Source organism: Microbulbifer discodermiae (assembly GCF_040742695.1).
GTDB lineage: Bacteria > Pseudomonadota > Gammaproteobacteria > Pseudomonadales > Cellvibrionaceae > Microbulbifer.
The window spans coordinates 69,533-94,784 of record NZ_JBFLAB010000003.1 but is presented as its reverse complement, the minus strand read 5'-3'; the positions used below and the strand labels follow the sequence as shown (position 1 = coordinate 94,784).

Here is a 25,252-nt window from a genome sequence, read left to right as displayed (position 1 = left end):
TGTGTGGTCGGTGCATACTCAGAACCGCCGACCCTCCAGTATCAAATCAAACTCCACGCGGCCGTTGGTCAGACAATGTCCCAGCCATTCGCCCAAAAAGCGATTGACCTGCTGACGCTCGTCGGCCTGCTCCATGCGCGGATTTGGATAGGTGAAGTTCACTCCCTGTTCACCCAGGGGTCCGCGCCCCCCAACCGCCACCACCTCCGCCATGCGCGTATCGTGGTAGAGGCGCACTGTAAGCTGTGGCGGCATCAACCAGTCACTGTCACCCCGATCCCTACAGGCGCTCAGGCGCACTTCGGTGGTATAGCGCGAGCGCTCCTGCACGGACATTTCCAGTGCGCCGGCAGGCATGCGGTAGCGCCAGTAGCACCGCTCCTCCAGGCCCGGTAACAACTTGCACAGGCGCACATAATTGGCATCACAGTCGGCATGGTAATCCGACAGATTTACCCGATAAGCAGGCTTCTGTTGCGCCTTGCGCGACATTTGCTCAGCCGGCGGCGCTTCCGTTTCAGTATCTGTCGGTGGGGCCATTATTGACACTCAGCCTCTGTTGTCGCCGTGATCTAGATCTCAGTTCAAGTCCCTTGCCAGCGGCGCAACCCAAGAATCGATGACCAGAAGGTCCCGTTACGTCAGTGGTTAGACTCCAACTCCGTTCGATGCAATTGCAGCCATTGCAAACCGATGATGGTGGCCGCATTGTCGATCGCACAGCCTTCCCCACCCCCAGTTTCCAGTGCCTCCAACACTGCCGCCAAGGGCAGCACACGCAGGCGGATATCCTCGTGCTCCTGATCCAGGCCGAAATAACCCTCGGCCCCTTGCAGGTCGACCAGGGCACAGAACAGATGTATGCGCTCGCTGCTGCCACCGGGGCTCGGCATATAACTGCGGATATGGTGCAAGCCGTCGACAGCTATCCCGGCCTCCTCCAGCACTTCGCGCCGGGCGACACTCTCCAGCGACTCACTGTCCTCCACCATCCCTGCAACCAACTCCAGACACCAGGGTCCTCCCGACCTTGCCAGGGCACCGATACGGAACTGTTCCACCAGGCCCACCAGTTGCCGACGCGGATCGTACAGTAAAACCCCCACCGCGGCACCGCGCACGAACAGTTCCCGCTCGAACTCCTCGCTCCAGCCTCCGCCATAAAGCCGGTGGCGCAGTCTCACCCGGAGCAAAGTAAAAAATCCCTGAAACACAGGTGCGCGGGCGATGATCTCCACATCCTCGCGGCCGAATCTCGGGCTCAGGTCCTTATCCATGTTTCCACTCTTCTGTATTGCCGCTTATCCCCTGTCGCGCAACCGCAAATGTGGCGGGAAACGGCTGAGAATCTGCGCCGCTTCCTCGCGCAGCCGCTGTTGCTGTTGTTCCGGACTGCCGGCGCGCTGTGCATCTGAAACCAAGCTGCCTCGCCACAGGGGCGCATTGGATGGGGAGAGGACATCCACTACCAGCGACATCTCGCGATACTCGCGCACTGTGAGCGGTGCCCGCACACCCCAGCCCCAGTAGTAGCCGCTACCGTATAAACCCAAGCTGTCCTGGTAGACCGCAACCTTGTCCGACGCCACTATCTGCACCCGCACCAGAAAATCTGCCTCGTCGCGGCTCGCGGCCGGCAGGTAGTGGGTGCGCAGGACTCCATCCAGAGACTGGCGCGCACGTTTCATCTCCAGCGGCGCCACTGGTCCTGTAGCGAGGGCATCGAGCAGGAAGTAGCTTTTGAACCCGGAGAAATCGGCCTGTGGATCATAATCCACCGCCACGGGGGGAGCGCTGGCACAGGCTGTCAACCACAACGCCAGGACACACAACAGAACCGTTTTCGATGTTGTTTGAAAGGCAGGCATAGTCTCTCCTACTGCTAGACATCACAAGAAACAGCATCCCTGCCACACTGATGAAAACAACCATGTGACATGCAACGGCAACCACCCGCCGCGCGGCGGAGTCGGGTGACTGCAGTACAACCTTACTGAACGCGCGCGGGCAGACTTTCCAGCAGCTCCCGCACAGCGGTGTCGATGATACGGCGGCGCTCATTGGCGTCTTCGGGACGGGTCATCAGTTTGGTGGCATTGCCGCCCCACAGCGCCATGCCCCCGGGCCGCCCAAGCCCCAGCGTGAGAGTGAACCGCGGCGCGCCGGTGCGGGCGGGCAGTTCGACCACGCCGCTGGGGGCATTGCTGTCAAACTGGGCATCCCAGCTGCTGTCCGTTGGGTCCCCGGCAAACTGTTCCTCGATCACGGCCACCTGATAGTCCATCACCATATCCGCCCTCGTCGGATCCTCGATCAACTGATAGCCGCGGGCGCTCATCAAAGCCGATACCGAAGCGCGCAGGGTTTCGTCCAGCTCCACCAACTGCGCCGATGCCTCGGGCACTGTGGCCAACCCCGATCGTCCCCAGGCATACGTGGAGAAAGCCTCCGGCGCGGAACGCGGTTCGATTCTCTGTGTTTGCACCGTGTCGCAACCGGCCAACAGTGCCGCACCCAACAAGCCGGCTGCGAGCCGGGCAAGCATTCCTATTCGCATCATCATTTACTCCCTACCTCTTATTGTCAGCGATCCGGTCGCCATAATGACGCTATTTTTGCGGCTCGTCAGTGGCGTAAAGTTGTATTTTGGGGCGCCAGCGGTGCCATTCGGATTCGGCTTCGGGGTAGAGTGGATAGTGGCTTCCGGACTCCACTTCCCGCCCCATCTCCGCCCCTTCCGGCGTGGCCAGCGCTATACCCCCGGCCAGCAGCGCGCGCGCCGACTCTGTGTGGACTGTGAGTCCGGTCTGCAGGCCAAAGTTCACTTCCACTCCGCTGGCGTTCCAGAAAACGGTATTTTCGCGAACCAGCGGACGATAGCGGGGCTCTATGTAGGCGTATATGTACACGCGGTCCGCCAGTTCCCCCAGGGCATAGCCGATCACTTCCCCCACCTGCACCTGGCGATAGTAAATTGGGCTGCCCGCGCTCAGGGACCCGCGGCGCGATGCATCGAGAATCACTGTCAGGCCGGGGCGTTGCAGGCTCTGGGCCAGGTTCACTTTTGGCGCCTCGGCCAGGGCCGCAAACTCCGCTTGCGGTTCACCGCCACCCGGCTCCAATGCCAGGTAGCGTCCGGTGACCAGGGTATCCAAATTGGCGACTTTTTCCAGCCCGACTTGAGGTGCCACTACCCAAAAGCGGGTACCGGCGCGGGCGAACCGCTCGCCGCGCCGGTAGAGTTTGGCGATGGCCCAGACGGAATCGAGATCCTGTCCCAGCTGCAACTGTTCCACCTCGCCCACCTGTATACCCCGGTAGCGCAGCGGTGCACCCTGCCTGAACCCCTCCGCCGACGGCAGCGCGATACGCACCCTGATTCCGTCTTCCAGCGCCGCTTCCCGGTTGGGGTAAAGTTGAAACCGGGCACCATCGGGTGCCGACGCAACTTTGCCTGTAGCGGCCAGTTCATTGCCAAATGCAATACCGCCGCGCACCAGGGTCAGCAGCGAGTCCGCTTCAACCTCGACACTGGCCAGGCCCGCCTTGGCGCGCAGGCCGCTCACATTCCAAAAACGGCTGTGGCTGTTAACCAGGTGCGCATAGCGGGGCTGGATCACTGCAAACACAGTGACACCAGTACCATCCTTGCGCAGCTCCATGCCCTGCACCCGCCCCACCTCGATGCGCCGATAATGGATGGGGGCACCGCGCTGCAGGGAGCCCGGATCTTTGGCAGTCAACTGCAGGTGCAGACCCGGCTCCCGCAGGTCCCGCTCCGGTGCCACGGCCCGGGCAGAGAATTCACGTACCGATCGCTGGCCGCGGCGCAGATCCACTTCAATGCGTTTGCCCTGCAGCAGTTCGCTCAGCCCCCCGGACAGATCCAGTGTCGCCGACGCCATCCAGAAACGTGTGTTCTCACTCAAGAGGTCATCGGTGATAGGGTTCATCATCACCTGGACTTCCATACCGTCGATGCCGGCGCTGGGCTTGGCATCACTGACCTTGCCCACCATGATGCCCCGATAAAATACCTCTGTGGTTCCCGGGGTCACCTCGACCCCGCGCTCGAAATGCAGCGTGACGGGAATACCGGCATCGGCGTATTCAAAATTCTTGAACAGCTTGAACTGGGCACCGTCTTTCGCGAGGGGTGAGTGCAGCTGGTTCTTGGGCGTATAAAATGAAATCCCGCCCGCCAGCAGCGACGCCAGGGATTCGATATCCACCGAGACGCCGCCGATGCCGGCCTCGATGGAAACCCCGGAGCTGTTCCAAAAGCGGCTGCCGCGGTGCACCAAGCCCGCATGCTCACGGCGGACAAATACCCCCACCTCCACTTCGGTGCCGTCTTCGGAAAGCTGGTAGCTCTCCACCTCCCCCACTTCAAGCTGGCGGTAATAGACCGGCGAACCGCGACTCAGCGACCCCAGGCGCGGTGTCTTGAGCACGACCCGCAATCCCTCGCCGGAAACCGTGACCGGTGGCTTATCCACCGCGACAAATTTTCTCTCCGGCACACCGTTACCCGGTTCCAGAGCGATGTAGTTGCCCGATACCAGTGTTTCGAGTCCGCGGATGCCGGTGATCGAGACTTCCGGCTTTACCAGCCAAAAACGGCTGCCGCGCACCAGCAGGTAGGCCGCACTGGGATTGAACGCCACCTCCGCCAGTACCCCGTCGGCGCCACCCAGCGCTTCCGCGTTCTGCACCAGGCGGAAATTCTGCACTACGCCGATATCCACACCGGCGTATTTGACTACGGTTTTGCCCCCCACAAGGCCATCCCCGGTACGAAACAGAATCGTCGCCTGAATATCCCCCTGGGCCAGGTCGCGATAGAGCAGCCAGACGGCGATCAGTGCCGCGACCAGGGGCACCAGCCACACCAGCGGCAGGCCGCGACTGCGGCGCACCTCCGGCTGGGCGACTTGCGGCTCAGCCATAGGCATCCCCCCCGGTGGGGGCAGCTGCGCTGGGCGATGCGGGCTGCCGCTCCACCGCATCCCAGATCAGGCGCGGATCGAAGGCGCGCACCGCCAGCATGGTGACCACCACCACTGTGGCAAAGGCGGTGCTGCCCGGCCCCGCTTCCACTCGTGCAATCAAGCCCATATCCACCAATGCCACCAGGATGGAGATCATGAACAGGTCCAGCAGCGACCAGCGACCGATAGCTGCCACCAGCCGGTAGAGTTTCATACTCTGTACCGGGTTTCTGGGTGGCAGCCACTGCGCCTGAATCAACAAAATAGTCAGTCCCACCAGCTTCATCACCGGTACCGCAATACTGGCAACAAACACAATCAGCGCTATACCCCAGAGACCCGCGTGATACAGCTGGAAAACGCCGCTAATAATGGTTGAGGGCTCGCCGGAACCCAGATAAATAACTGTAGTCACCGGCAGGATGTTTGCGGGAATCAGCAACAGCGCACCGGTGATCACCAGGGCCCAGGTCAGCATCAGGCTTCTCTCGACCCGGCCGTATACCCGCGCCCCACAGCGCACGCAACACCCGCTGCTGGCGCCCGCCGGCAGGTGCAGCAGCTGATAGCAGCTCAGGCAGGTAACCAACCCCTGTGCCAGCGCCCTGTCCGGACTCATCCCACTTCACCCCCTTCGGCTGCGGGCAACGCAACCCGCCGGCGGCGCTCCATGCGGTTCCATATGGATTGCTGGTCAAAGGCAAGCATGGACAGATTCGACACCACCATCAGCGCGCAGAAACAGTAAAAGCCCGGCTCCACCACCAGCTTGCCGAGGTCTTCCATTTTCACCAGTGCCACCAGCAGGCCGAGGAGATAGACATCCAGCATGCCCCAGTCTTTCAAGTGCTGGTACCAGCGCACCGCACCGGTCACCGGTCGGTCCAAAGTACGGAAGTGACAACCGATACTGACAAAGGTCAATAATAAAAACTTGCCCAGTGGTGCCAGTACACTGCAAAACAGCACCAGTGAAGCCAGCCAGACAAAACCGGCACCCAACAGCGAATGAACCCCGTTGAACAGGGTATTTTCAGCACCCAGGGCCAGGATGGAAAAGTGCAGCAACGGCAGACTCACAGCGGGCACAAACAGCACCAATCCGGTAATACTGAGCGCGGCTGTGTAGTGAACACTGCGCGAGGGATTGCGGTGAATGGTGGCTCCGCAACGGGGACAGGAGAGCTTGTCGCCCGGGGGCGCTATACCCTTGTCCAGCAGCAAATCACATTCGTGGCAGGCACGCTTCCGGTTTGGATCCCGGACTCTGTGGTCGATCGCCGTTGGTCCCATTGCTGCAAACTGTCCTTTAATTCCAAGCCATTGCATCCAATCTTGCACCCGCCCGCGTCTATAGCGGGTGGCCACTGCCCCGGACGCCAATCCACAGCCGTGATTCGCCGACCGATAACCGCACCGTTGTGTCAGCTTAACGAAGATATAGCAAAAAGCCGGCACCGTCGCCTCGACGCCCCGTTGGCCCGGCGTTACACTCACGCGCTGCAAGGCTCGCCCAGGTGAGTCTGGCCAGTCGGGGAGGCTGGCACTTTTGAGACCGCATACACCATGGGAAGTTAGGATCAATGAAAAGAAACGAGTTAGCCAGTGCGCCCGGCCGTATCAGGCGTCCGCTGAAACACCTGCTTGCATCGGCCCTGCTGAGCCTGGGCGCCGTGCAGGCTCAGGCCGACACTCTGTGGGAGATCTATCTCCAGGCACTGGACAATGACCAGCAGCTGGCCGCCGACCGCGCCGCCTACAACGCCGGCCTGGAAGCCAAGAATCTGGGTCGCTCGGCGCTACTGCCACAGATTAATGGCAGTGCTGAAGCCAGCCATACCAAGTCTAATGCCACTCGCTTTAGTTACACCTTTGGCCCGGACACAGTGATTGCCACTCCAAACGACAGCAACACGGAAACCGATGAGCGAACCTACTCTGCACGTCTGGACCAAGCTATTTTTGATCTGCCCGCCTGGTTTGGCTATCAGCAGGGAAAGAAAGTCAGCGAACAGGCGGCGGCGGAATTCAGTGCCCAGCAACAGGATATGATGCTGCGGGTCTCCACCGCCTATTTTGACGTACTGCGGGCCCACGATGTGCTGGAGGCCGCAGTCGCCGAGGAGGAGGCGCTGGCCAAGCAGCTGGAGCAAACCCAGCAGCGCTTTGAGGTGGGCCTGACCGCCATTACCGATGTCTACGACTCCCAGGCCGCCTACGACAGCTCGGTGGCCCGGCGGCTGACAGCACAAGACAATTTGCTCAGCAATTTCGACGCTCTGTCAGTGCTCACCGGCACCAATCACGAACAGGTGGCGCCGCTGCAGGCCAATTTCAGTGTGGCGCCGCCAGACCCCATAGAGCGCAGTGCCTGGGTGGACTTTGCGCTGCAGAACAACTTCGACCTCAAGGCAGCCAGCCTGGCCGCCGACGCCGCCCGCTACAATGCCCGGGCCGCCGCCAGTGAACACCTACCCACGTTAACTGGTTCCATAAGCTACCAGGACTACCATCAAGATGGGGACAGTACCACTAAATTGATGGGAGAGCCTTCAATTGATCTACCGATTGACACAACGCAGGAAACAACTGTTGCCGCAATTACCCTGAACGTACCCATCTACTCCGGTGGCCGTATCAGCGCCAGCCGCCGGGAAGCCCGCAACCTGTCGTTCCAGGCGGAAGACCTGCGCAACCTGACCCAGCGCAATACCATCCAGAATACCCGCACTTTGCACCGGGCGGTGGTCACCGACGTTTCGCGAGTATCGGCCCGCCAACAGGCGGTGGTATCCGCAAAAAGTGCATTGGATGCCACCCAGGCCGGTTACGAGGTGGGTACGCGCAATATCGTCGATGTGTTGCTGGCCCAGCGCACCCTGTTTGATGCCAGGACCCAATACGCCAATGCGCTTTACGACTATGTACTCAACACCCTGAACCTGAAGCGGTTCGCGGGACTGCTGGCGCCGCTGGACCTGCAGCAACTGGACAGCCGCCTGAATCCGGCAGTTCCGGTCACCAGGGTCGCGGATCCATTGCCCACCAGCGTCCCCACCTCGGTGAAATAGTTCCTCTACTAGCCGCTTAGCAGGTTGCTGAAGAAGCCTTCCCCGGTTTTTTCGGCCCTCTATTAACCCGGTACTAAGTATGTTGCCGGGTTAAAGCGGCACAAGGATGTGCCGCCGCCGGACGGAGGCCGGCGCAAGCCCTTGAAAAGCAAGCGATTCCGTGGAATCGCGCAGGCTTTTAAGGGCGACAATCCAATAGAGGAGGGATCATCTATTGGATAGCAGGGTTAATGGCGACAGCCAGCTTCTCCACCTCATCCACCAGGTGTTCCAGAGCGCCGCTATTGGCTTCGGCCACCTGTTTCCCACTCAATCCCGCACTCTGCCGCGCGCCCTCATCCCGCAGCCAGTTAGCGACAATTGACACCAGTTGTGCGCCATCGTCCGCCACCCTCATGGCGCCGGCCTGGGTCAGCATTCCGGCAACGGTGGCAAAATTGTGCAGATGGGGGCCGCAGACCACTGGTATTCCCCAGGCGGCTGGCTCGATCATATTGTGGCCACCCACAGGTACCAGGCTCCCCCCCACAAAAGCCACATCACAGGCACCGTAGAATCGCAGCAGTTCTCCCAGGGTGTCCCCCAGCAGAACCTGGTCGCTCTCATCGGGCCAGTCGCCGCTACTATGCCGCTTTAGCTTGAAACCGCGCTCGCGCACCAGGCGCGCCACGGCATCAAATCGCTGCGGGTGCCGGGGCACCAATACCAGCAGCAATTGGGGGAACTCCCGCCGCAGTGCTGCGAAGGCATCCAGGAGCTGCTCTTCCTCCCCCCCGTGGGTACTCGCCGCCAACCAGACACTGCGGCCTTTCCCGCGCCATCGGTGCGCCAGTACCTGGGCCTCGCTCACCAGTCCCCGGTCGATGCGCAGGTCAAATTTGATATTGCCGCTGATGCCAACCTTATTTGCGCAAAGCCCGAGCTTGACGAACCTTTCGGCATCGGCCGGATACTGCGCCACCACCGCCGATAAATTATCCAGCATAGCCCGGGTCAATCCGGCAAAACGCCGGTAACCCCGCGCGGACCTTTCGCTCAGTCTGGCATTGGCCAGCAATACCGGAATCTCGCGCCGGGCGCAGGCTGCCAGCAGATTCGGCCACAGCTCCGTCTCGACGATTACCAGCATCTGCGGGCGCAGGCGATCCAGGAAGGGATTGAGGCACTCGGGCAGATCATAGGGCAGATAGTAGTGCAGCAAACGTCCGCCGAGCAGTGGCTTCAGCGTCTGCAACACCCGCTCCGACCCGGTGGGAGTCATGGTAGTGACTAACCACTGCCACTGCGGGTGACGACGGGCAAGCCGGGCGATCATGGGCACCGCCGCCAGGGTTTCACCCACGGACACCGAGTGCACCCAAACCAGAGGGGCACGGCTGAGCCGTTCGGGCACCCGCCCGCAGCGTTCGCGGATTCGGCGCCGGTAGTCGGGCTGTGCCCGGCCGCGCCACCAGAGCCGCAGCAGCACAAACGGGAGCGCCAGCCGAAACAGCCAGGAATAGAGAGTCAACATCAATTGGGAAGCAACCGGTCCATAGTATCCGCCGCCTATTCCGGCGGCGCTGTCACAGGATATTCTATACGGAACGGCAAGGGACTTTCAGCGCAACGCTTTGCTCAACCGCCTTCCACCACCCGGTAGAACTGCGGTCGGACACCAAAAACGCCACAGGCCATACCGGTGGAGCGACACAGTCGCAACCATGCCCTGGAGCCCAGGCGTCTGCCCGTCACCATGGCGAACGGCAGGCTGGCGCATGCGGTGAGCAACTGAAACAGGGCCGAGGCCAGTACCCCGGCGCGACTGCGCCCACAGACCAGTTTCTGTTTTGCCAGGGTGACGCCGACAGAAAACTTTCGCCGCGACAGCCAGCGCAGGTTTGCGCGGCCGACGGGCACCGCCTCGTAGACAGTGGCTTCGGCGCAATGCACTATCTCCACGCCCTTGGTGCTGGCCTCGGTGAAAAACATGACATCCTCCCCGCCGGCAAAGGGATCCCTCTCATCAAAGCGCAGTCCCAGTTCCTCGACAATCCCCATGGGCACCAGGACATTGTTGGTGGCACAGTAGGTCAGCCGCTCGCCGGTTTTGCGCCGGCGGCGGGAAAAGAACATCGAATAATATTCCGGTGCGGCGGCCGGCAACTGGCTGATCACGCTGCCGCTGACCACCGCACTGCCACCCAGAAACCTGGCGTAACCATACAGCCGGGTCAGCCAGTCCGGCGCCACCCATTCGTCGTCATCGATAAATATCAGGTAGTCTGCATTTTTGGCACTGGCCGCGTGGATACAGCGGTTGCGGGCATAGGGAATGCCCCGCCTCGGTTCCAATATACACTCCAACGGCAGTGGAAACTCTCCGGCCAGGGACTCCACCACCGCCCTGCCCGCCTGCCCTTCGGGGTCGTTGTCCACGACCGTTACCGCAACGCGCACATCCGGCGGCAACTGGAGGGCACCCAAGCTCTGCAGGGCCCCACGCAGCGACTTGGGCCGTTTGCAGGTGCAGACACAGACACACAGCAGCGGCTGTAATTTAAAGCCTGTTTGATTTATCCGCCTTCCGGATCCGTCCTCGACCACCGGCTTGACGACCGCCTCTGGGTTAGTGGCGCCCATGCGTGAAGTCCATCCTGTATAATCGGCCCACACTGGCCTGCGGCAACATCAACCGGATAGCTTACTGTACTGTATTGCCGGTAAACTCTAACAACCGCGAGTTGAAAAATAAGGTTCTTTCGTCTGCAGGACCAACTCTGGAATGCGGTGCCAACAACAGATCCAAAGCCAAAAGCCCACCAGAAATGACACTGGATTGCAGGCGGACGATTCGGCCATTGGGAACACAGCCTATACCCGCCATTCCTGGATGTCTATAATAGGCGACCATGCATTGCAAATAGCGAACTAAATCAAAGGCCAAAAGTGACGTGTACGCCACTGGCGCAGACTGCAATTGTCGGCGGGCAGTTCGCAAGCTCTAAGCACCACCCGACCCTGGTAAACCACCCATGAAAGTTATGCAGCTGCTGCCGGCTCTGAACACCGGTGGCGTAGAGCGCGGTACCCTGGACCTGGCCCGCGCTCTGGTGCAGGCCGGCCACCAGTCACTGGTGGTATCCAGTGGCGGTAAACTGGTGACACAGTTACAGGGGGAGGGATCGCGACATATAACCCTGCCAATCCACAGGAAATCGCTCACCAGTCTCAGTACCGTGCGCCCGCTGCGCAGGCTGATCGCATCGGAGCAACCGGACATACTCCATGTCCGCTCGCGGATACCGGCATGGCTGACCTACCTGGCCTGGCGCAAGCTGGATCCGCGCACACGACCGCGCCTGGTGACTACCGCCCACGGCCTCTACTCTATCAGCCCCTACAGCGCCATCATGGCCCGCAGTGAACAGGTAATCGCCATCTCGGAATGCGTACGCGATTACCTGCTGACCCACTACGCTAGATACCTGCAACGACCGCCACAGGTCATCTACCGCGGCGTGGACACCGGGGAGTTCTATCCGCACCTGCGTCCACCAGCCGGCTGGCGCCAGTCCGTCGAACAGGAATTTCCGCAGCTGGCCAGCAAACGCTGGCTGCTGCTACCCGGGCGCCTGACCCGCTGGAAGGGACAGGAAGACTTCATACGATTGGTCCATCGCCTCCGCAGCCATCGAAACGATATCCAGGGGGTAATTCTCGGCGGGGCCGAGGCCAACAAGCGACACTATGTCGACCAGCTTAAACAGCAGGTTAAAACACTGGGTATAGAGGATTGGCTGACCTTCGTGGGCCAACGCAGCGACATCCGCTACTGGTACTGTGAATCCGACTTGGTGTATAACCTCTCCAGGCGGCCGGAACCCTTCGGTCGTACGGTTATTGAATCGGCAGCGATAGGTACGCCGATCATCGGCTACAACCTGGGTGGCCCGGCGGAGTCCCTGCGGGCCTGCTTTCCAGAGGGGCTGGTGGCAAACGGTAATGCCGAACAACTGTTTGAAAAAACGCTGGAATTGTTGGGAAGCGACGCCAAACCGACCCTGGACAGTGAATTCACGCTGGACACCCTGGTTCGACGCACCCTCAGCCTGTACAAGTCACTGCTAAATGAATCTGGGAAGGCCAGAGCGTGATCGACCTGAGCGACCAACAGCCTTTTGCCAGTGGCGGCAACCGGCACTGCTACCGCCACCCGCTGGAGCCAACCAAGTGTGTCAAGGTGATGCGCGCTGGCCGCATTGCCGAATTGCGTGCGCGGGCACCCTGGTACAAACGTCTGACTGGCAGCGCCCGCTTCGATGACAACTTGCGCGAGCAGGCCGGTTACAGCCAGCGCGCTCTGCGCAACCAGGGTCCCGACAGCCGAGTGTGGCACCACTTGGCACGCTGGTATGGCCTGCAGCAAAGCACCCAGGGCAGGGCCGCAGTAACCCAACTGATCCTGGATGAAAAGGGCCGCCCGGCGCCGACTCTGGAACGCTACCTGCAGAAGCATGGGCTAGATGCCCCCATCAGGGCGGCGCTGGAACGCTTTGCCCAGTGGCTGGTGGAAACGGGGGTACTCACCAAGAATATCCTGCCCCACAACCTGGTGGTACAGATGCGGCAAGGCACCCCCGAGCTGGTAGTCATCGACGGCCTGGGTCGCTCCAGCCAGCTGCTGTTTCCGGAATGGCTTGGCATTTCCAAGCGGCATTATATCCGGCGACGGATACAGCGCATGTGGCGCCGCATTCACTGGGAGGTGTCGGACAAAAGGCTGACCTGGAAGGAGGCCGAGCACCGAGGCACCTAGTGGTTAAGGATCACGCCAATGCACGCTGATATATCTGCCAGGTATCCGCTGCCATCGCTTCCAGTGTGAGCCGCCCGGCGGCGCGGGCAATGCTTTCCCGATAACTTTCCCGCAGAACCCCCAAATCCCCCAATGCCTCGGTCAGCAGGGCCGCCAGGGTGAGTGGATTCAGGTCCCGGGCCAGCCAGCGTGCGGGAATATTCTCCGCCACATAGCCCACATCGGTTGAAACCACAGGGCAGCCACTAAGCAGTGCTTCCGCCACCGTGTAGGGGCCGCCTTCATAGCGCGAGGAGATCACCAGCATATCCGCCGCCCGATACCAGGAGGCGACCTGGGGTGAAAACCCGACAAATTTTACGCTGTCAGCAATACCCAGCTCTTTTGCCAGCGCCTCCAGTCCTGTGCGCTCGGGACCGTCACCGACAATATACAACTGCGCCTCACCCCGGGCTGTATCTCCCCAGGCCTGCAGCAATAGATCGATACCCTTGGCCGCAACCAGGCGCGCCACCGCAATCACTGCCGGGCGCCCAGCCTCCAGCTGTTCGGGGAGGCTTCCGGCGTCCGCCGGCAGTTGGGTGCCGTTGGGAATCACCTGCCAGTCCAGCGCGGAATCCTCCACTGCCTTGTGACTGACCGCGATTCGCTGTGGAAAATGGCGCGCTATACCATCCTTCGGATTGGGCGCATTATGACGCGTAATCACACATCGACCTCGCAGCAACGGCTGCAGCTTTTGTAACAGATAGGCGGGCTTGCCACCGTGGCCGTGCACCAGATCGAAATGCCCCTGACGCAGGGTGCGCAGCAATGCCAAGAGAAACAGGGGGTTGCGGCGCCCCCGGTCTGTGTCGAGGGCTATGAAGCGCACTTCGCTGGCAAATAGTTTCCGGTAACGGGGGTGCGCCACCACACAGACTTGGGCGGATGTATTCTGCACCTGCCAGCGGCACTGCTCCTGCACATGTTTTTCCAGCCCGCCGGTTTCCTGGCTGGTAAACAGGTGGCAGATACGCAGCGGTTCTCCCTGCTTATACTCAGTGCTCACGACTCAACCATACCGCTGCGCCGCAGCAATGCCCGCGCACAGAGTCTCTGTTGCGCCAGTGGTTCCCTGGGCACAGCCTTTATGCATTCACCCTGCTCCAAGGCCAATGCATCCACCAGCATTTCCTGATCCAGCAAGCGCTGCACCGCGGCGCGAACCTTGTTGTTCCGCCGGCGGCTGGGCAGCGCTATGACTCCCACCTGAGCTCGGCTTTGCAAAGCCTCGAACAGCATGGAAATACTGTCACCGGTCACCCAGATACGCTCAGCCTGCGCCAGTTGCTCCGCCAGCCAGTCGGGCGGACAATCACGCCAGTGAAAAATCTTTCCCCCGCTGCCACGCAACCTTTCCAGCACCCCCAACGGCGTGCGCCGGCTGTCGGAGACTATCCAGTCTCCCGGCATCTGCAGTAACTTTTCCACCACCGCCTGCACTTTTGTACCGTCCCAGCAAAAGTGTTTGCTCGGCCCCCCCAGGAGGATCAGACCGCGGCCAGCAACAGTGGGGCCCGCGGGCAGGGGTTCGGTCAGGGCACCCTGACTGACAATCACGTTGGCCAACGCGGGAGGCCGATCGTGTTCCGGAATAATGGCGAAATCAAACCAGCACAACGGCAACGAAGGCTTCATGATCACGACACTGCGGCCGCCGAAGCGGCGTCTGGCCAGCAGCATCGGCCAATGACTGCGATGACCGGCACCGACGATAAAGTGGGGACGGGGGAGCTGTTGCAGATCCGCGGGCAGCCCCCGACGCAACAGTTGGAAGAGTGTCAATGGTGCAATATCGTAGCAATCCAATGTATCGCCGATACAATCGCGCAGACCGCTTATCAACGCCGCACTTTGTTTTTCGTGCGCGCAGTTTCCATCGAGAAAGCGCCAGATCGTCAGCTGCAATTGGGAAACCCTGGGATTGACCTTTGGAACCGCGGAAGTTTATCGCAAACCCTCAAAATACCGAAGAGCCATGCTAGCCCATAGAAAGGCTCTATTGAAGCACCGGAAGCATGCAGTATAATCCAGCGGCCGTGGCGTCGCCCCGCGCCCGCACTTTATTCTGCAAAATCCTGTCGACCGGCGGCGAGAGATAACCCCAGCGGCACACCAGATCCTATGCGTATCATCCACGTCGACAATCACCAACAGCGGAAATATGGCCATACCCGCGTTAGCTGGGCGATCAAGCTATATACCGGCCTGGTGCGCGCCGGTCACAACGTATTGGCTTTCAGCGACCGCGATGTGGCCGCATTCGAAGCGCCGCTGCGCATTCGCGAACTCGCCAGCCGCAAAAAGGTCAACCGCCGACTGCTACAGGCCGTGGAGGCATTCGAGCCAGACCTACTGGTATTTGGCCACTGCGACCTGATCGACAACAAGACCTTTGCGGAGATTCGCCGTATGCGGCCGCAAACGGTCATAGCCGCATGCAATAACGACCCTTTGTTCGTCCCCCGAAACGCCGCCAATATCGCCAGGCGCTGCGAAGTTGCCGACGCCATGTTTGTCTCTACCGGTGTCGCGGAACTGGCGCGCTTCGAGGGCAAGCGGGCAACATTGTGGCATATGCCCAACCCGGTGGACCCGGCGGTGGAAACCTGGGACTGCAGCGCCCACAGCAACCAGAGCGTGGATCTGCTGTTCTGCAGCAAAGCCCAGGCCTATACGGAGCGCGGCAAACTGATCGATTACCTCCGCGGGCGACTCCCGCAGGATTTTCGCTTCGCCACACCCGGAATGTTCGACCAGCCGACCGTCTGGGGACGGGACTATGACCGCATGCTCGGCGACAGCAAAATGGGCCTGAACCTCAACCGGCAGGAGGGACTGCAATGGTACTCCTCGGCGCGGATCGCCCAGATGGCGGGCAATGGCCTGCTGGTTTTCACCCATGCCGCAGCGCGCTTCGACGAGTTTATGCCGGCGGAGAGCCTGGTGTACTTCGACAGTGAGGAGTCGCTGCTGCGGCGCCTGCTGGAGTTCCACGAAGATGATGCCAGGCGGCGACACTGGGCCAGTCGTGCCCGAGCGTTTTTCCACCTCGAAATCAACAATAGGCTCTACGCGCAGTATATTGTCGAGAGCGCCATGAATTTGCCCTACAGCCACGATTATGTCTGGATCAGAAATTAACAACGCAATCCTCTCTCCCGGCCTGTATCGCCAGCAGGACTCAAAGTGGATAGCGGGACTGTCAACGCTGGCCTATGGGGGCATGTTCCTGCTGCTGTGCGGCTTCTACCTGGCCCCGAAAGTGGCGGGCGTGCAGACCGCCTTTTATCTCACTCTGCTGCCGGCCGCCCTGCTGCTGATGCTCTGGCGGAGGGATTACCGTTTCATCTGGTCCTGGCAGTTTGCCGCCTTTTGTACCCTGCCACTGGTGCTGGCACTGTCGACATTGTGGGCATCCGCCGATGTCGCCGATGTCCAGCGAAAAACCAGCTTTTATTTCAAACTGGTGCTCTACCTGGCACTGTTTTACTGTGGTACTTATCTGGTGCTGGAGCGCCGCGGCGACAGGGCGCTGCACCAGTGGCTGCTGGCACTGATCGCAGTGGGACTGGTTTCCGGTCTGGCCTCGCTGATCACCTACGGGCTTGACGACGACCTTCTGCGCTTTCGCCGCATCCGCGGTATTTCCCTGGAGGGCGATATCGACAAAACCGGCCTATTGTTCGGCTTTCACGCCCTGTTTTGCTGTTACGGCATCGCACAGTCAGCCCGCCCTTGGCGCTGGCTGTCCTGGAGCGGACTGGTTGTTTCCTGCCTCTACATAGTCCTGTCGCAAACCAAGCTGCCCCTGGTCATGGCATTGTGCGCGCTACTGCTGGCGGCCTTTATTAGCGGTTCGCGTCTGTTGCGGGGCCTGCTTTTACTGGCGGCGTTGGCGGCGCTGCCGCTGGGATATCTGGCGCTGTTTGGCGACCTGCCTCTCCTGCACAGAAGCAATGCCTACTCGGTCCGCCTGGAACTCTGGGGCCAAGCCTGGCGAGAGTTTGTTCAGGCACCCCTATTGGGATCGGGACTGGTGCACAAACAGTTTATTAAACTGCATCATCTGTTGCCGCATCCACACAATTACCTGTTGGATGTGGCCCGCTTTTCCGGTCTGCTCGGGTTGACCGCCTGTGCCTGGCAGGGCCTGGGCGCCGTCTATACAGTATTGTCCCGGGAGCAACTGTTGACCTGGATACCGGGACTCATCGCCGCCTGGTTTGGCTTCGGCACATTGGCAATGGCCATCTACGCCCAGCAGCCGCTGGTAAAACCCTCCTATATCTGGTTTTTCTACTGGATTCCGCTGGCGCTGCTGCTGGCGCGCAGCCAACTTCAGGCCACGGTGCTGCAAAAAGCATCCAGCAGGCAGCAGCTGCCATCCCAGTACAGTGGTTTTGCAACCATAACAACAGAGTCAAACAAATGAATGTCACCGTATTCGGAACCGGCTATGTGGGCCTGGTGCAAGCCGCAGTACTGGCGGAAGCCGGCAACAAAGTAGTCTGTATTGATATCGATGCGGACAAGATCGCCCGCCTGCAAAGGGGGCAAATCCCCATCTACGAACCGGGCCTGGAACCGATGGTGAAAAACAGCGTAGCCACCGGCAACCTGTCTTTCTCCACTGATGCCGCCTTAGGGGTCGGGCACGGTGAACTGATCTTTATCGCCGTGGGCACGCCACCGGATGAAGATGGATCCGCGGATCTGCGCCATGTGCTGGCAGTAGCCACGACCATCGCCAAACATATGGAGTGCAAAAAATACATTATTAACAAGTCCACCGTGCCGGTGGGCACGGCGGATAAGGTGCGTGCAGCCGTGGACGCCACTCTGGCGCAACGCGACAAGGCTGCGCTGGCGTTCGATGTAATCTCCAATCCGGAGTTTCTCAAGGAGGGATCCGCGGTCGCCGACTGTATGCGCCCCGATCGTATTGTCATCGGCACCTCGGAGTGGGATTCCGAACAGAAGCTGCGTCACCTGTATGCACCCTTCAACCGCAACCACGAAAAAATCCTGGTAATGGATGTAAAAAGCGCGGAGTTAACCAAATACGCCGCCAACTGCCTGTTGGCCACCAAGATCAGTTTTATGAATGAGATGGCCAATATCGCCGACCGGGTGGGTGCGGACATAGAGGCGGTGCGCAAAGGCATCGGCTCAGACCCTCGCGTCGGCTACCATTTTATCTACGCCGGCATCGGTTACGGCGGCTCCTGCTTTCCCAAGGATGTCAAAGCCCTCATTTCCTCGGCAAAACAATGGGGCCTGAGCGCCGATATCCTCACCGCGGTGGAATCCCGCAACCAGCAACAGAAGCACTATCTGGCCGACAAGATCAGCGGGCACTACCAGGGCGACCTGCAGGGCAAGACCCTCGCCCTCTGGGGCCTTTCCTTCAAGCCAAACACCGACGATATGCGCGAGGCGCCCAGCCGCATGCTGATGGAACGGCTGTGGGCACAGGGTGCCGCGGTGCGCGCCTACGATCCGGAGGCGATGGAGGAGTGCCGGCGTCTCTATCGGGACCGGGAGGACCTGGAGCTGTGCAACACCAAGGAAAAGGCCCTGGAAGGCGCCGATGGGCTGATCATTGCCACTGAGTGGCAGCAATTCAAGGCCCTGGATACCGATGCGGTGAAAGCCGCACTGAAAGCACCGGTGGTCTTCGACGGCCGCAACCAGTACGAGCCGGAGGAGATGCGCCAGGCTGGCTTCCACTACTATTGTGTCGGCCGCCCGGATATCCACACCGCCGGATAGGGGAAGAGCCGATCACCTACCACATTCTGTGGCATGCGGTAGGCGCAAGCCGGTCAGGCCCCATAAGCCTGCGGCTCGACCGGGTCCAACACATCGGTCAGCCAGCCCCGATGTGCCGCGCTGCGCCCTTGCACCACGTCGAAATACAATTCCTGTAAACGCCTGGTGACCGGGCCGCGGCGACCCCGGCCGATAGTGCGGCCGTCCAGCATGCGGATCGGCAGCACTTCGGCGGCAGTACCGGTAAAAAATGCCTCATCGGCGATATACACTTCGTCGCGGGTAATGCGTTTTTCCACCACCCGGTGACCGCACTCACGCGCCAGCTCGATGACAGTGTTGCGGGTGATGCCGTCCAAACAGGAGGTCAGCTCCGGGGTAAACAGCACGCCGTCGCTGACGATAAACACATTTTCCCCACTGCCCTCGGCCACATAGCCCTCCGGATCCAGCAGCAGCGCCTCCTCGCAGCCATTGCGGACCGCCTCCTGCAGGGCCAGCATGGAGTTAATGTAGTTGCCATTGGCCTTCGCCTTGCACATACTGATATTGACGTGGTGGCGCGTATAGGAAGAGGTGTTCACCTTGATACCCAGTTCACGCGCTTCCGGCGTCATGTAACTGGGCCACTCCCAGGCCGCCACAATCACGTGGGTGCGCAGGGCGTCGGCACGCAGACCCATACCCTCGGATCCGTAGAATACCATCGGCCGCAGGTACGCCTGCTGCAGGTGGTTCTCCCGCACCACCATCCGCTGGGCCTCGTCGATCTGCTCCAAATCGAATGGCATGGCCATATTCATAATCTTGGCGGAGCGGAACAGTCGGCGGCTATGGTCGTGCAGACGAAAAATGCTGGTGCCGCTGTCGGTCCCGTATGCGCGCACACCCTCGAAGACACCCATGCCATAGTGCAGTGTGTGGGTGAGCACATGGACCCGGGCATCCCGCCAGGGAACCAGCTCGCCGTCGAACCAGATAACGCCGTCGCGATCGGCAAAAGACATGATGAACTCCTACAAAACCGTAACTCGGACCACAGACACAGTTTAAGCTTAGAGCGGCCCGCGGCCTGGCTCAGCCCAGCAGCTGCTGCCAGCAGTTGCAGACGGTCTCTCTCTCCGCTTTGAACTGATTATTGTCAACAGCGCCCGGCAGTCGTTGTAATGCCAGACGGTGACTCTCGGATCGGTAGGCTTTGTAGGCATCGATCAAATGACCGGCCTGGTGGGCCGGCATCAGGCCCGCCTCAATGAGGCTGTCGAGAATGCGGATATTGTCGGAGTACCGCACTATCGATGGCGCCCTGTGCGCCCAGGCCAGAGCAGCATATTGAACCATAAACTCAATATCGACAATACCGCCGCGCCCCTGCTTCAAATCGAATGTTTGATTATTGCTGCTGTCGAGGTGCGCACGCATCTTATCGCGCATTGTTACCACTTCCCCGCGCAATGTTTGCACATCGCGCTGTGTACATAGCAGCTCGAGCCGCAGCTGCTCGAAATCGCCACTCAGACGGCGGCTGCCGGCCACCGGGCGCGCCCTTACCAGCGCCTGGTGCTCCCAGGTCCAGGCGCTCTCGCGCTGGTATTTGCCGAACGCCACCAGCGGCGTCACCAGCAGGCCCGAATTGCCGGAGGGGCGCAACCGCGTGTCCACCTCGTACAGCGGGCCACTCAGGGTGCGTGTCTGCAGTATATGGATCAGGCGTTGGGCCAGGCGCGTGTAAAAACGGCCAGTGTCGATGGGGGCGGCGCCGTCAGTCACCTGCCCGGGATCGGCATCGTGCACGAAGACAAGATCCAGGTCGGACCCGTGCCCCAGCTCCAGACCGCCGAGCTTGCCGTAGGCGATGATGGCGAAGCGCATGTCCTCGTCGGATGTGCCGGGAGGCAGGCCGTGTTTATCCCGCTGCTGGGCCCAGGCCAGCTGCAGCGCCTGCTGCAGGATGGCCTCCGCCAGCCAGGTGAGGGAGTCGCTCACCTTCATCAATGGCAGGGCGCCACTCACTTCCTGAGCGGCGATACGCAGGCTCTGACCCTGCTTGAAGTGGCGCAGGGCCTCCATCTGTGTTTCCAGGTCGTCCGGGTCGATCCGCAGCAGGTCGCGGCGCAATTCGTCAGCAATATCCCGCGCCGTGGCTGGCACCAACAACCGGCGCGAGTCCAGCAGTTCGTCCAGTAGGATGGGATGGCGCGCCAATTGATCAGCGATCCAGGGGCTGGCACTGCACAGGCGCAGCAGCTGTGTCAGCACCGGCGGGTTTTCGTTGATCAGAACCAGATAGGCGCTGCGCCGCAGCACCGCGCGTATCAGGGGCAACACCCTGTCCAGCGCCAGCAGCGGCTGTGGCTCTCCCGCCGCAGCCGCCAGCAACAGCGGTATGCAGCGGTCCAGCCGCACCCGTGCGGTATTGGGTAACGCGGCAACGATCCGCGCGCCTGCCAGTTCCGACAGCAGCCGCAGCGCCTCGCCGGGCGGCGCAAACCCCGCCCGCTCAAGTGTGGCCAGATTGGCTTCCTTCCCCGCGTCGCTACCGCACCCCAGCCACAGGCTCTGCAACTCCTCGGCAGCATTGGACTCGGCAATCTCTTCAGGTGGTGCAATCACCCGATCGAATTCCCGCTCAATCACCCTCCGCGCCGCCTTCAATTCGGTTTCCAGCGCCACCCAGTTCGCCCGACCCAGAGCAAACGCCAGTTGCTCGCAGTGCTCCGATTCTGCCGGCAGCGACTGAGTTTGCCGATCCCGCTCCGCCTGTAGCGCATGCTCCACTCTGCGCAGTAACAGATAGGCGTTTACCAGTTGCTGCGCGACCCCCTGGGCCAGATGTCCGTCACTCTCCAGCAGCGGCAGCAGCTTTAGCAGATTGCGCTCGCGCAGGGCCGGCTCGCGCCCGCCGCGGATCAGCTGGAAGGCCTGGGCAATAAACTCGACTTCGCGAATACCGCCGGGCCCCAGCTTGATATTGTTGTCCAGCCCACGGGCACGCACCTGGCGCTGAATCAGTGCTTTCATTTCCCGCAGGGCATCGATGGCGCTGAAGTCGATATAGCGGCGGTAGGTAAAGGGCCGCAGCAATTCCATCAGTTCGGCACAGGCCTCCGGATCTCCCGCCACTGGGCGCGCCTTGACCATGGCGAAGCGCTCCCACTCCCGCCCCTGGGTCTGGTAGTAATCCTCCAGAGCGGCGAAATGGCTCACCAACGGGCCGCTGTCGCCATAGGGACGCAGGCGCATATCCACACGAAACACAAAACCGCCGGCGGTGATGGTGTCGAGGGACTTAATCAGGCGCTGGCCCAGGCGCTGAAAAAACTTCTGGTTTTCCAGCGCCTCTGCACCATCCGTATGGCCGGGCTCCGGGAAGGCGAAAATCAGGTCGATATCGGAGGACAAGTTCAATTCCCGCGCACCCAGCTTGCCCATACCCAGCACCAGCAGTGACTGTGGCCGCCCCAATCCATCGCGGGGCTCACCATAGCGGGACACCAGTGCCCGGTGATGCCAGTCCAGCGCCACCTGAATACAGAGTTCCGCCAGATCCGTGAGTCGTCCACAGGCGGTGGGAATGTCCCACTGACCGGCAAAATCGCGCCAGATCACTTCGGCCGTAACCCGGTTGCGCAGATGCCGCAGGACCGACTGCAATTCCGCCTCTGTGCCGATAACGCCCAGCCCATCGGCGGACAACCCCAGATCATCCCGTTGCAGCAGTTGCGGCAACAGCGTCGGGAAACGGCAGCACTGTTGCAGGAAAAATTCAGAGCCCACCAGGCAGCGGGCGAGCGCCAGTTGATTGTCCCCGTCGCCGAGCAGCGCCTCCACCTCGAACGCAATTTCCGGCTCTACCGAGTCCACCCAATGGTGCCAGCGCCGCTGTAAAAGCGGTTGCAGCGCCACGGGACAGATATCCGGGTCAAACATAGGGGAGCTCATCATACTCAGGTCGTGTCACGGCAGAGATCAAAAAGCGATGTCCGGTGGCGGTGCCACCCGCAGTACTTCCGCCACAGTGGTGATACCGGCAGCGACTTTTCTGGCACCGGACAGCCGCAGACTGCTCATACCCTCACGCATGGCCTGGCGGCGCAGCTGCTCCAGATCGCAGTCGGCGGTCACCAGGGCCTGGATTGACGTGCTGAACGGCAGTATCTCGTAGATCCCCTGCCGGCCCCGGTAGCCGGTGTTGCGACATTCCAGGCAGCCCCCCGGCAGGTATACGGTTTGCGGTGACTGCGCCTTCCAGGGCCGTACCAGCGCCTGCCAGTCGCCGTCGTCGACAGCGCCCTCCTGCCTGCACGCCGGACAGAGGGTGCGCACCAGGCGCTGGGCCATCACGCCCAACACTGTGGACTTCAGTAGATAGTGTGGCAGCCCCAGGTCCAGCAGGCGGGTCACAGCGGTGGGGGCATCGTTGGTGTGCAGAGTGGAAATAACCAGGTGGCCGGTCAGCGCCGCCTGAACCGCCATCTGTGCTGTCTCCAGGTCGCGGATCTCCCCCACCATAATGATGTCCGGATCCTGGCGCATCAGGGTGCGGATACCGGCGGCAAAATCCAGCCCTATGGTGTGGTGGACCTGGGTCTGGTTGAAACTCTCCTCCACCATTTCAATGGGATCTTCGATGGTGGATACATTGACCGCACTGGTGGCCAGCTGCTTGAGGCCGGTGTACAGGGTGGTGGTCTTGCCGGAACCTGTGGGGCCGGTGACCAACACTATGCCGTTGGGGCGCCCCAGCATCGCCTGCCAGCGCGCCAGGTCGTCGCCGCTGAGCCCCAGGTCGCTATAGGAGCGCGCCAGTACCTCGGGGTCGAAGATCCGCATCACCAGTTTCTCACCAAAGGCGGTGGGCAGTGTGGACAGACGAAGCTCCACTTCGCTGCCGTCCGGGCGCTTGGTTTTGATGCGGCCGTCCTGGGGTTTGCGCTTTTCGGCCACATTCATGCGGCCCAGTATTTTCAGGCGGCTGGTCACCGCGGCGTTGACCTGATCCGGCAACTCGTGGATCGGGTGCAGCACACCGTCGATCCGGAAGCGGATACGCGCTATTTCGCGGCGCGGTTCGATATGGATATCACTGGCACGCTGATCGAAAGCGTGCTGCAGCAACCAGTCGACGATGTTGACGATATGCTGGTCGTTAGCGTCCGGGTCCTTGAGACTGCCCAGCTCCAGCAACTGTTCGAAGTTACCGGAAGAGGAGCTACCCTTGAGACCGCTGGCCCCGGAAATGGAATTGGCCAGGGAATAGAATTCCACACAGTAGCGCCGCACATCCGCCGGGTCCGCCACCACCCGTTTGATCTGCCGGCCGCTGGTGTGCCCCAGCTGCTCCTCCCAACCGCTGGTATAGGGCTGAGCAGTGGCGACCAGGAGTTCCTCGGGACCCGCTTCGACACACAAAATTTCGTGGCGCTTGGCAAACTGGAAGCTCATCACTTCAGTGACGGCAGCCACATTCACCTTGAGTGGGTCTATGTGATAGATGTCGTGGCCCGAAGCATCCGCCAGCCACTGGGTCAGAAGTTCCGCGCCGAGCACCCCACCGGCGTCGCCCTGGTGCTCCAGTGCACAGCTGGCGATATATGTGAGCGGGTGCATCTGCGCCTGTTCGGCGGAGCGCGGCGTCCCCACCAGGCGGTTGGCATCCCTGCGACTCACCAGCCCCGCCGACACCAGCTCCTCCAGCAAACCCGGCAAGTCCAGTACCCTGTCCGTCAATCTGGCCCCCATAGCGGACACTCCATCATCTATTTTCGATTGGCCTGACGGCGCATTGTAGCTCTATCGGCGCCGTACCACAGTGCACTTTGCCCCGAATTACCGCGCTGCGCACATCTTGGGGTACCATGCCGCGCTTGCGTCCAGAGCAACGGAGCTCACCATGCCCTTGTCCAACATCGCCAACCTGTTTGGCCAGTCCCCCATCAAACCCATCAAGGAGCACATGGCCGCCGCCCAGCAGGCCGCCGCCGACCTGGTGCCCTTCTTTGCTGCCCTGATGGAGCGCGACCTGGAAACGGCGGAAACACTGCAAAAACGCATTTCTGCCAGCGAAAATCACGCCGACGATATCAAGCGCGACCTGCGCCTGCACCTGCCCAACAGCCTGTTTCTGCCGGTATCCCGCTCCGACCTGCTGGAACTGCTGCGGGCCCAGGACGAAGTGGCCAATACCGCCCAGGATATCGCCGGGCTGGCCACGGGCCGCAAGATGGAGATCCCCGCGGATCTGCAGCCGAAGATGAAAACCTTTGTCGACAGCGCCGTAGCCGCCTCGGCCCAGGCGTTGCGGGCCATCAACGAACTGGATGAGCTGCTGGAATCCGGTTTCGCGGGCCGGGAAGTGGAAATCGTCCAGCGTATGACCGAGGAACTGGACGACCTGGAGCGCGAGTCCGACAGGCTGGAAGTGGAAATCCGCGCGCAGCTGTTCGGAATCGAAAAAGAACTGCCACCGGTGGATGTAATTTTCCTCTACCGGGTCATTGAATGGATCGGCGTCCTGGCCGATCGCGCCCACAGCGTGGGTAACCGATTGCAATTGTTATTGGCACGCTAAGGGG

At 61.1% G+C, this 25,252-nt stretch carries 21 protein-coding genes; 7 read left to right on the top strand and 14 right to left on the bottom strand.

Annotation, left to right across the window (positions count from 1 at the left end; genetic code table 11):
• Positions 1 to 18 precede the first annotated feature (18 nt).
• The 7 genes from AB1S50_RS01785 to AB1S50_RS01755 all read right to left on the bottom strand — a co-directional run bounded on the left by AB1S50_RS01785 (position 19) and on the right by AB1S50_RS01755 (position 6,284).
• Complete coding sequence (locus tag AB1S50_RS01785) at positions 19 to 540, bottom strand: DUF1249 domain-containing protein (protein ID WP_367148659.1); 522 nt, start codon at positions 538 to 540, stop codon at positions 19 to 21.
• Between the two features lie 101 nt (positions 541 to 641).
• Positions 642 to 1,277 (bottom strand): NUDIX domain-containing protein, encoded by a 636-nt coding sequence (locus AB1S50_RS01780; protein ID WP_367148658.1) that lies wholly within the window; start codon positions 1,275 to 1,277, stop codon positions 642 to 644.
• 24 nt (positions 1,278 to 1,301) lie between these two features.
• Positions 1,302 to 1,868, bottom strand: a complete 567-nt coding sequence (locus AB1S50_RS01775) for a DUF4136 domain-containing protein (protein WP_367148657.1) — start codon at positions 1,866 to 1,868, stop codon at positions 1,302 to 1,304.
• 122 nt (positions 1,869 to 1,990) lie between these two features.
• Positions 1,991 to 2,563: a DUF4136 domain-containing protein gene (locus AB1S50_RS01770; RefSeq protein WP_367148656.1), complete on the bottom strand. Its 573-nt coding sequence runs from the start codon at positions 2,561 to 2,563 to the stop codon at positions 1,991 to 1,993.
• Between the two features lie 46 nt (positions 2,564 to 2,609).
• Positions 2,610 to 4,949, bottom strand: coding sequence for a PqiB family protein (locus tag AB1S50_RS01765; RefSeq protein ID WP_367148655.1), 2,340 nt, complete (start codon positions 4,947 to 4,949; stop codon positions 2,610 to 2,612).
• A complete protein-coding gene (locus AB1S50_RS01760; RefSeq protein WP_367148654.1) occupies positions 4,942 to 5,610 on the bottom strand; it encodes a paraquat-inducible protein A in 669 nt (222 codons plus the stop codon). Before AB1S50_RS01760 ends, AB1S50_RS01765 begins: the two co-directional genes overlap by 8 nt.
• Positions 5,607 to 6,284 (bottom strand): paraquat-inducible protein A, encoded by a 678-nt coding sequence (locus AB1S50_RS01755; RefSeq protein WP_367148653.1) that lies wholly within the window; start codon positions 6,282 to 6,284, stop codon positions 5,607 to 5,609. The genes AB1S50_RS01760 and AB1S50_RS01755 overlap by 4 nt, the downstream gene beginning before the upstream one ends.
• Positions 6,285 to 6,574: 290 nt before the next feature.
• On the opposite strand from AB1S50_RS01755, the gene AB1S50_RS01750 reads away from it, so the two are divergent.
• On the top strand, positions 6,575 to 8,062 hold the full coding sequence (locus AB1S50_RS01750) for a TolC family outer membrane protein (RefSeq protein WP_367148652.1): 1,488 nt from the start codon (positions 6,575 to 6,577) through the stop codon (positions 8,060 to 8,062).
• Positions 8,063 to 8,273: 211 nt separating this feature from the next.
• Here the strand turns inward: AB1S50_RS01750 and waaA are convergent, their stop codons facing one another.
• Together waaA and AB1S50_RS01740 are read right to left on the bottom strand one after the other, a co-directional pair.
• Positions 8,274 to 9,575, bottom strand: coding sequence for a lipid IV(A) 3-deoxy-D-manno-octulosonic acid transferase (waaA, locus tag AB1S50_RS01745; protein WP_367148651.1), 1,302 nt, complete (start codon positions 9,573 to 9,575; stop codon positions 8,274 to 8,276).
• A 104-nt stretch (positions 9,576 to 9,679) separates the two neighbouring features.
• On the bottom strand, positions 9,680 to 10,684 hold the full coding sequence (locus AB1S50_RS01740) for a glycosyltransferase family 2 protein (protein WP_367148650.1): 1,005 nt from the start codon (positions 10,682 to 10,684) through the stop codon (positions 9,680 to 9,682).
• A 392-nt stretch (positions 10,685 to 11,076) separates the two neighbouring features.
• Here AB1S50_RS01740 and AB1S50_RS01735 point away from each other — a divergent pair, with 392 nt between their 5' ends.
• Together AB1S50_RS01735 and AB1S50_RS01730 are read left to right on the top strand one after the other, a co-directional pair.
• Entirely contained in the window at positions 11,077 to 12,198 is a 1,122-nt protein-coding gene (locus tag AB1S50_RS01735) for a glycosyltransferase family 4 protein (RefSeq protein ID WP_367148649.1), read from the top strand.
• Entirely contained in the window at positions 12,195 to 12,860 is a 666-nt protein-coding gene (locus tag AB1S50_RS01730) for a YrbL family protein (protein WP_367148648.1), read from the top strand. Before AB1S50_RS01735 ends, AB1S50_RS01730 begins: the two co-directional genes overlap by 4 nt.
• A gap of 10 nt (positions 12,861 to 12,870) precedes the next feature.
• Here AB1S50_RS01730 and AB1S50_RS01725 read toward each other — a convergent pair whose 3' ends face one another.
• Both AB1S50_RS01725 and AB1S50_RS01720 read right to left on the bottom strand, forming a co-directional pair.
• Positions 12,871 to 13,911: a glycosyltransferase gene (locus tag AB1S50_RS01725; protein ID WP_367148647.1), complete on the bottom strand. Its 1,041-nt coding sequence runs from the start codon at positions 13,909 to 13,911 to the stop codon at positions 12,871 to 12,873.
• Positions 13,908 to 14,810: a mitochondrial fission ELM1 family protein gene (locus tag AB1S50_RS01720; protein WP_367148646.1), complete on the bottom strand. Its 903-nt coding sequence runs from the start codon at positions 14,808 to 14,810 to the stop codon at positions 13,908 to 13,910. Before AB1S50_RS01720 ends, AB1S50_RS01725 begins: the two co-directional genes overlap by 4 nt.
• 216 nt (positions 14,811 to 15,026) lie before the next feature.
• On the opposite strand from AB1S50_RS01720, the gene AB1S50_RS01715 reads away from it, so the two are divergent.
• Genes AB1S50_RS01715 through AB1S50_RS01705 form a run of 3 tightly spaced genes read left to right on the top strand, consistent with a single transcriptional unit; the run spans position 15,027 to position 18,677 of the window.
• Positions 15,027 to 16,046, top strand: coding sequence for a glycosyltransferase family protein (locus tag AB1S50_RS01715; RefSeq protein WP_367148645.1), 1,020 nt, complete (start codon positions 15,027 to 15,029; stop codon positions 16,044 to 16,046).
• Complete coding sequence (locus tag AB1S50_RS01710) at positions 16,027 to 17,337, top strand: O-antigen ligase family protein (protein ID WP_367148644.1); 1,311 nt, start codon at positions 16,027 to 16,029, stop codon at positions 17,335 to 17,337. The genes AB1S50_RS01715 and AB1S50_RS01710 overlap by 20 nt, the downstream gene beginning before the upstream one ends.
• The gene (locus AB1S50_RS01705; protein WP_367148643.1) at positions 17,334 to 18,677 is read left to right on the top strand and encodes a UDP-glucose dehydrogenase family protein; all 1,344 of its coding nucleotides are present in this window, start codon (positions 17,334 to 17,336) and stop codon (positions 18,675 to 18,677) included. The genes AB1S50_RS01710 and AB1S50_RS01705 overlap by 4 nt, the downstream gene beginning before the upstream one ends.
• 53 nt (positions 18,678 to 18,730) lie before the next feature.
• On the opposite strand, the gene AB1S50_RS01700 is transcribed toward AB1S50_RS01705, so the two are convergent.
• The 3 genes from AB1S50_RS01700 to AB1S50_RS01690 form a co-directional block, all read right to left on the bottom strand.
• Positions 18,731 to 19,684, bottom strand: coding sequence for a branched-chain amino acid transaminase (locus AB1S50_RS01700; protein WP_367148642.1), 954 nt, complete (start codon positions 19,682 to 19,684; stop codon positions 18,731 to 18,733).
• 70 nt (positions 19,685 to 19,754) lie between these two features.
• Positions 19,755 to 22,622: a bifunctional [glutamate--ammonia ligase]-adenylyl-L-tyrosine phosphorylase/[glutamate--ammonia-ligase] adenylyltransferase gene (glnE, locus tag AB1S50_RS01695; RefSeq protein ID WP_367148641.1), complete on the bottom strand. Its 2,868-nt coding sequence runs from the start codon at positions 22,620 to 22,622 to the stop codon at positions 19,755 to 19,757.
• Between the two features lie 24 nt (positions 22,623 to 22,646).
• Positions 22,647 to 24,419: a GspE/PulE family protein gene (locus AB1S50_RS01690; RefSeq protein WP_367148640.1), complete on the bottom strand. Its 1,773-nt coding sequence runs from the start codon at positions 24,417 to 24,419 to the stop codon at positions 22,647 to 22,649.
• 151 nt (positions 24,420 to 24,570) lie between these two features.
• On the opposite strand from AB1S50_RS01690, the gene AB1S50_RS01685 reads away from it, so the two are divergent.
• Positions 24,571 to 25,248 carry a TIGR00153 family protein gene (locus AB1S50_RS01685; protein ID WP_367148639.1) on the top strand — a complete coding sequence of 226 codons (678 nt, stop codon included), beginning with the start codon at positions 24,571 to 24,573 and terminating at the stop codon, positions 25,246 to 25,248.
• Positions 25,249 to 25,252 lie beyond the last annotated feature (4 nt).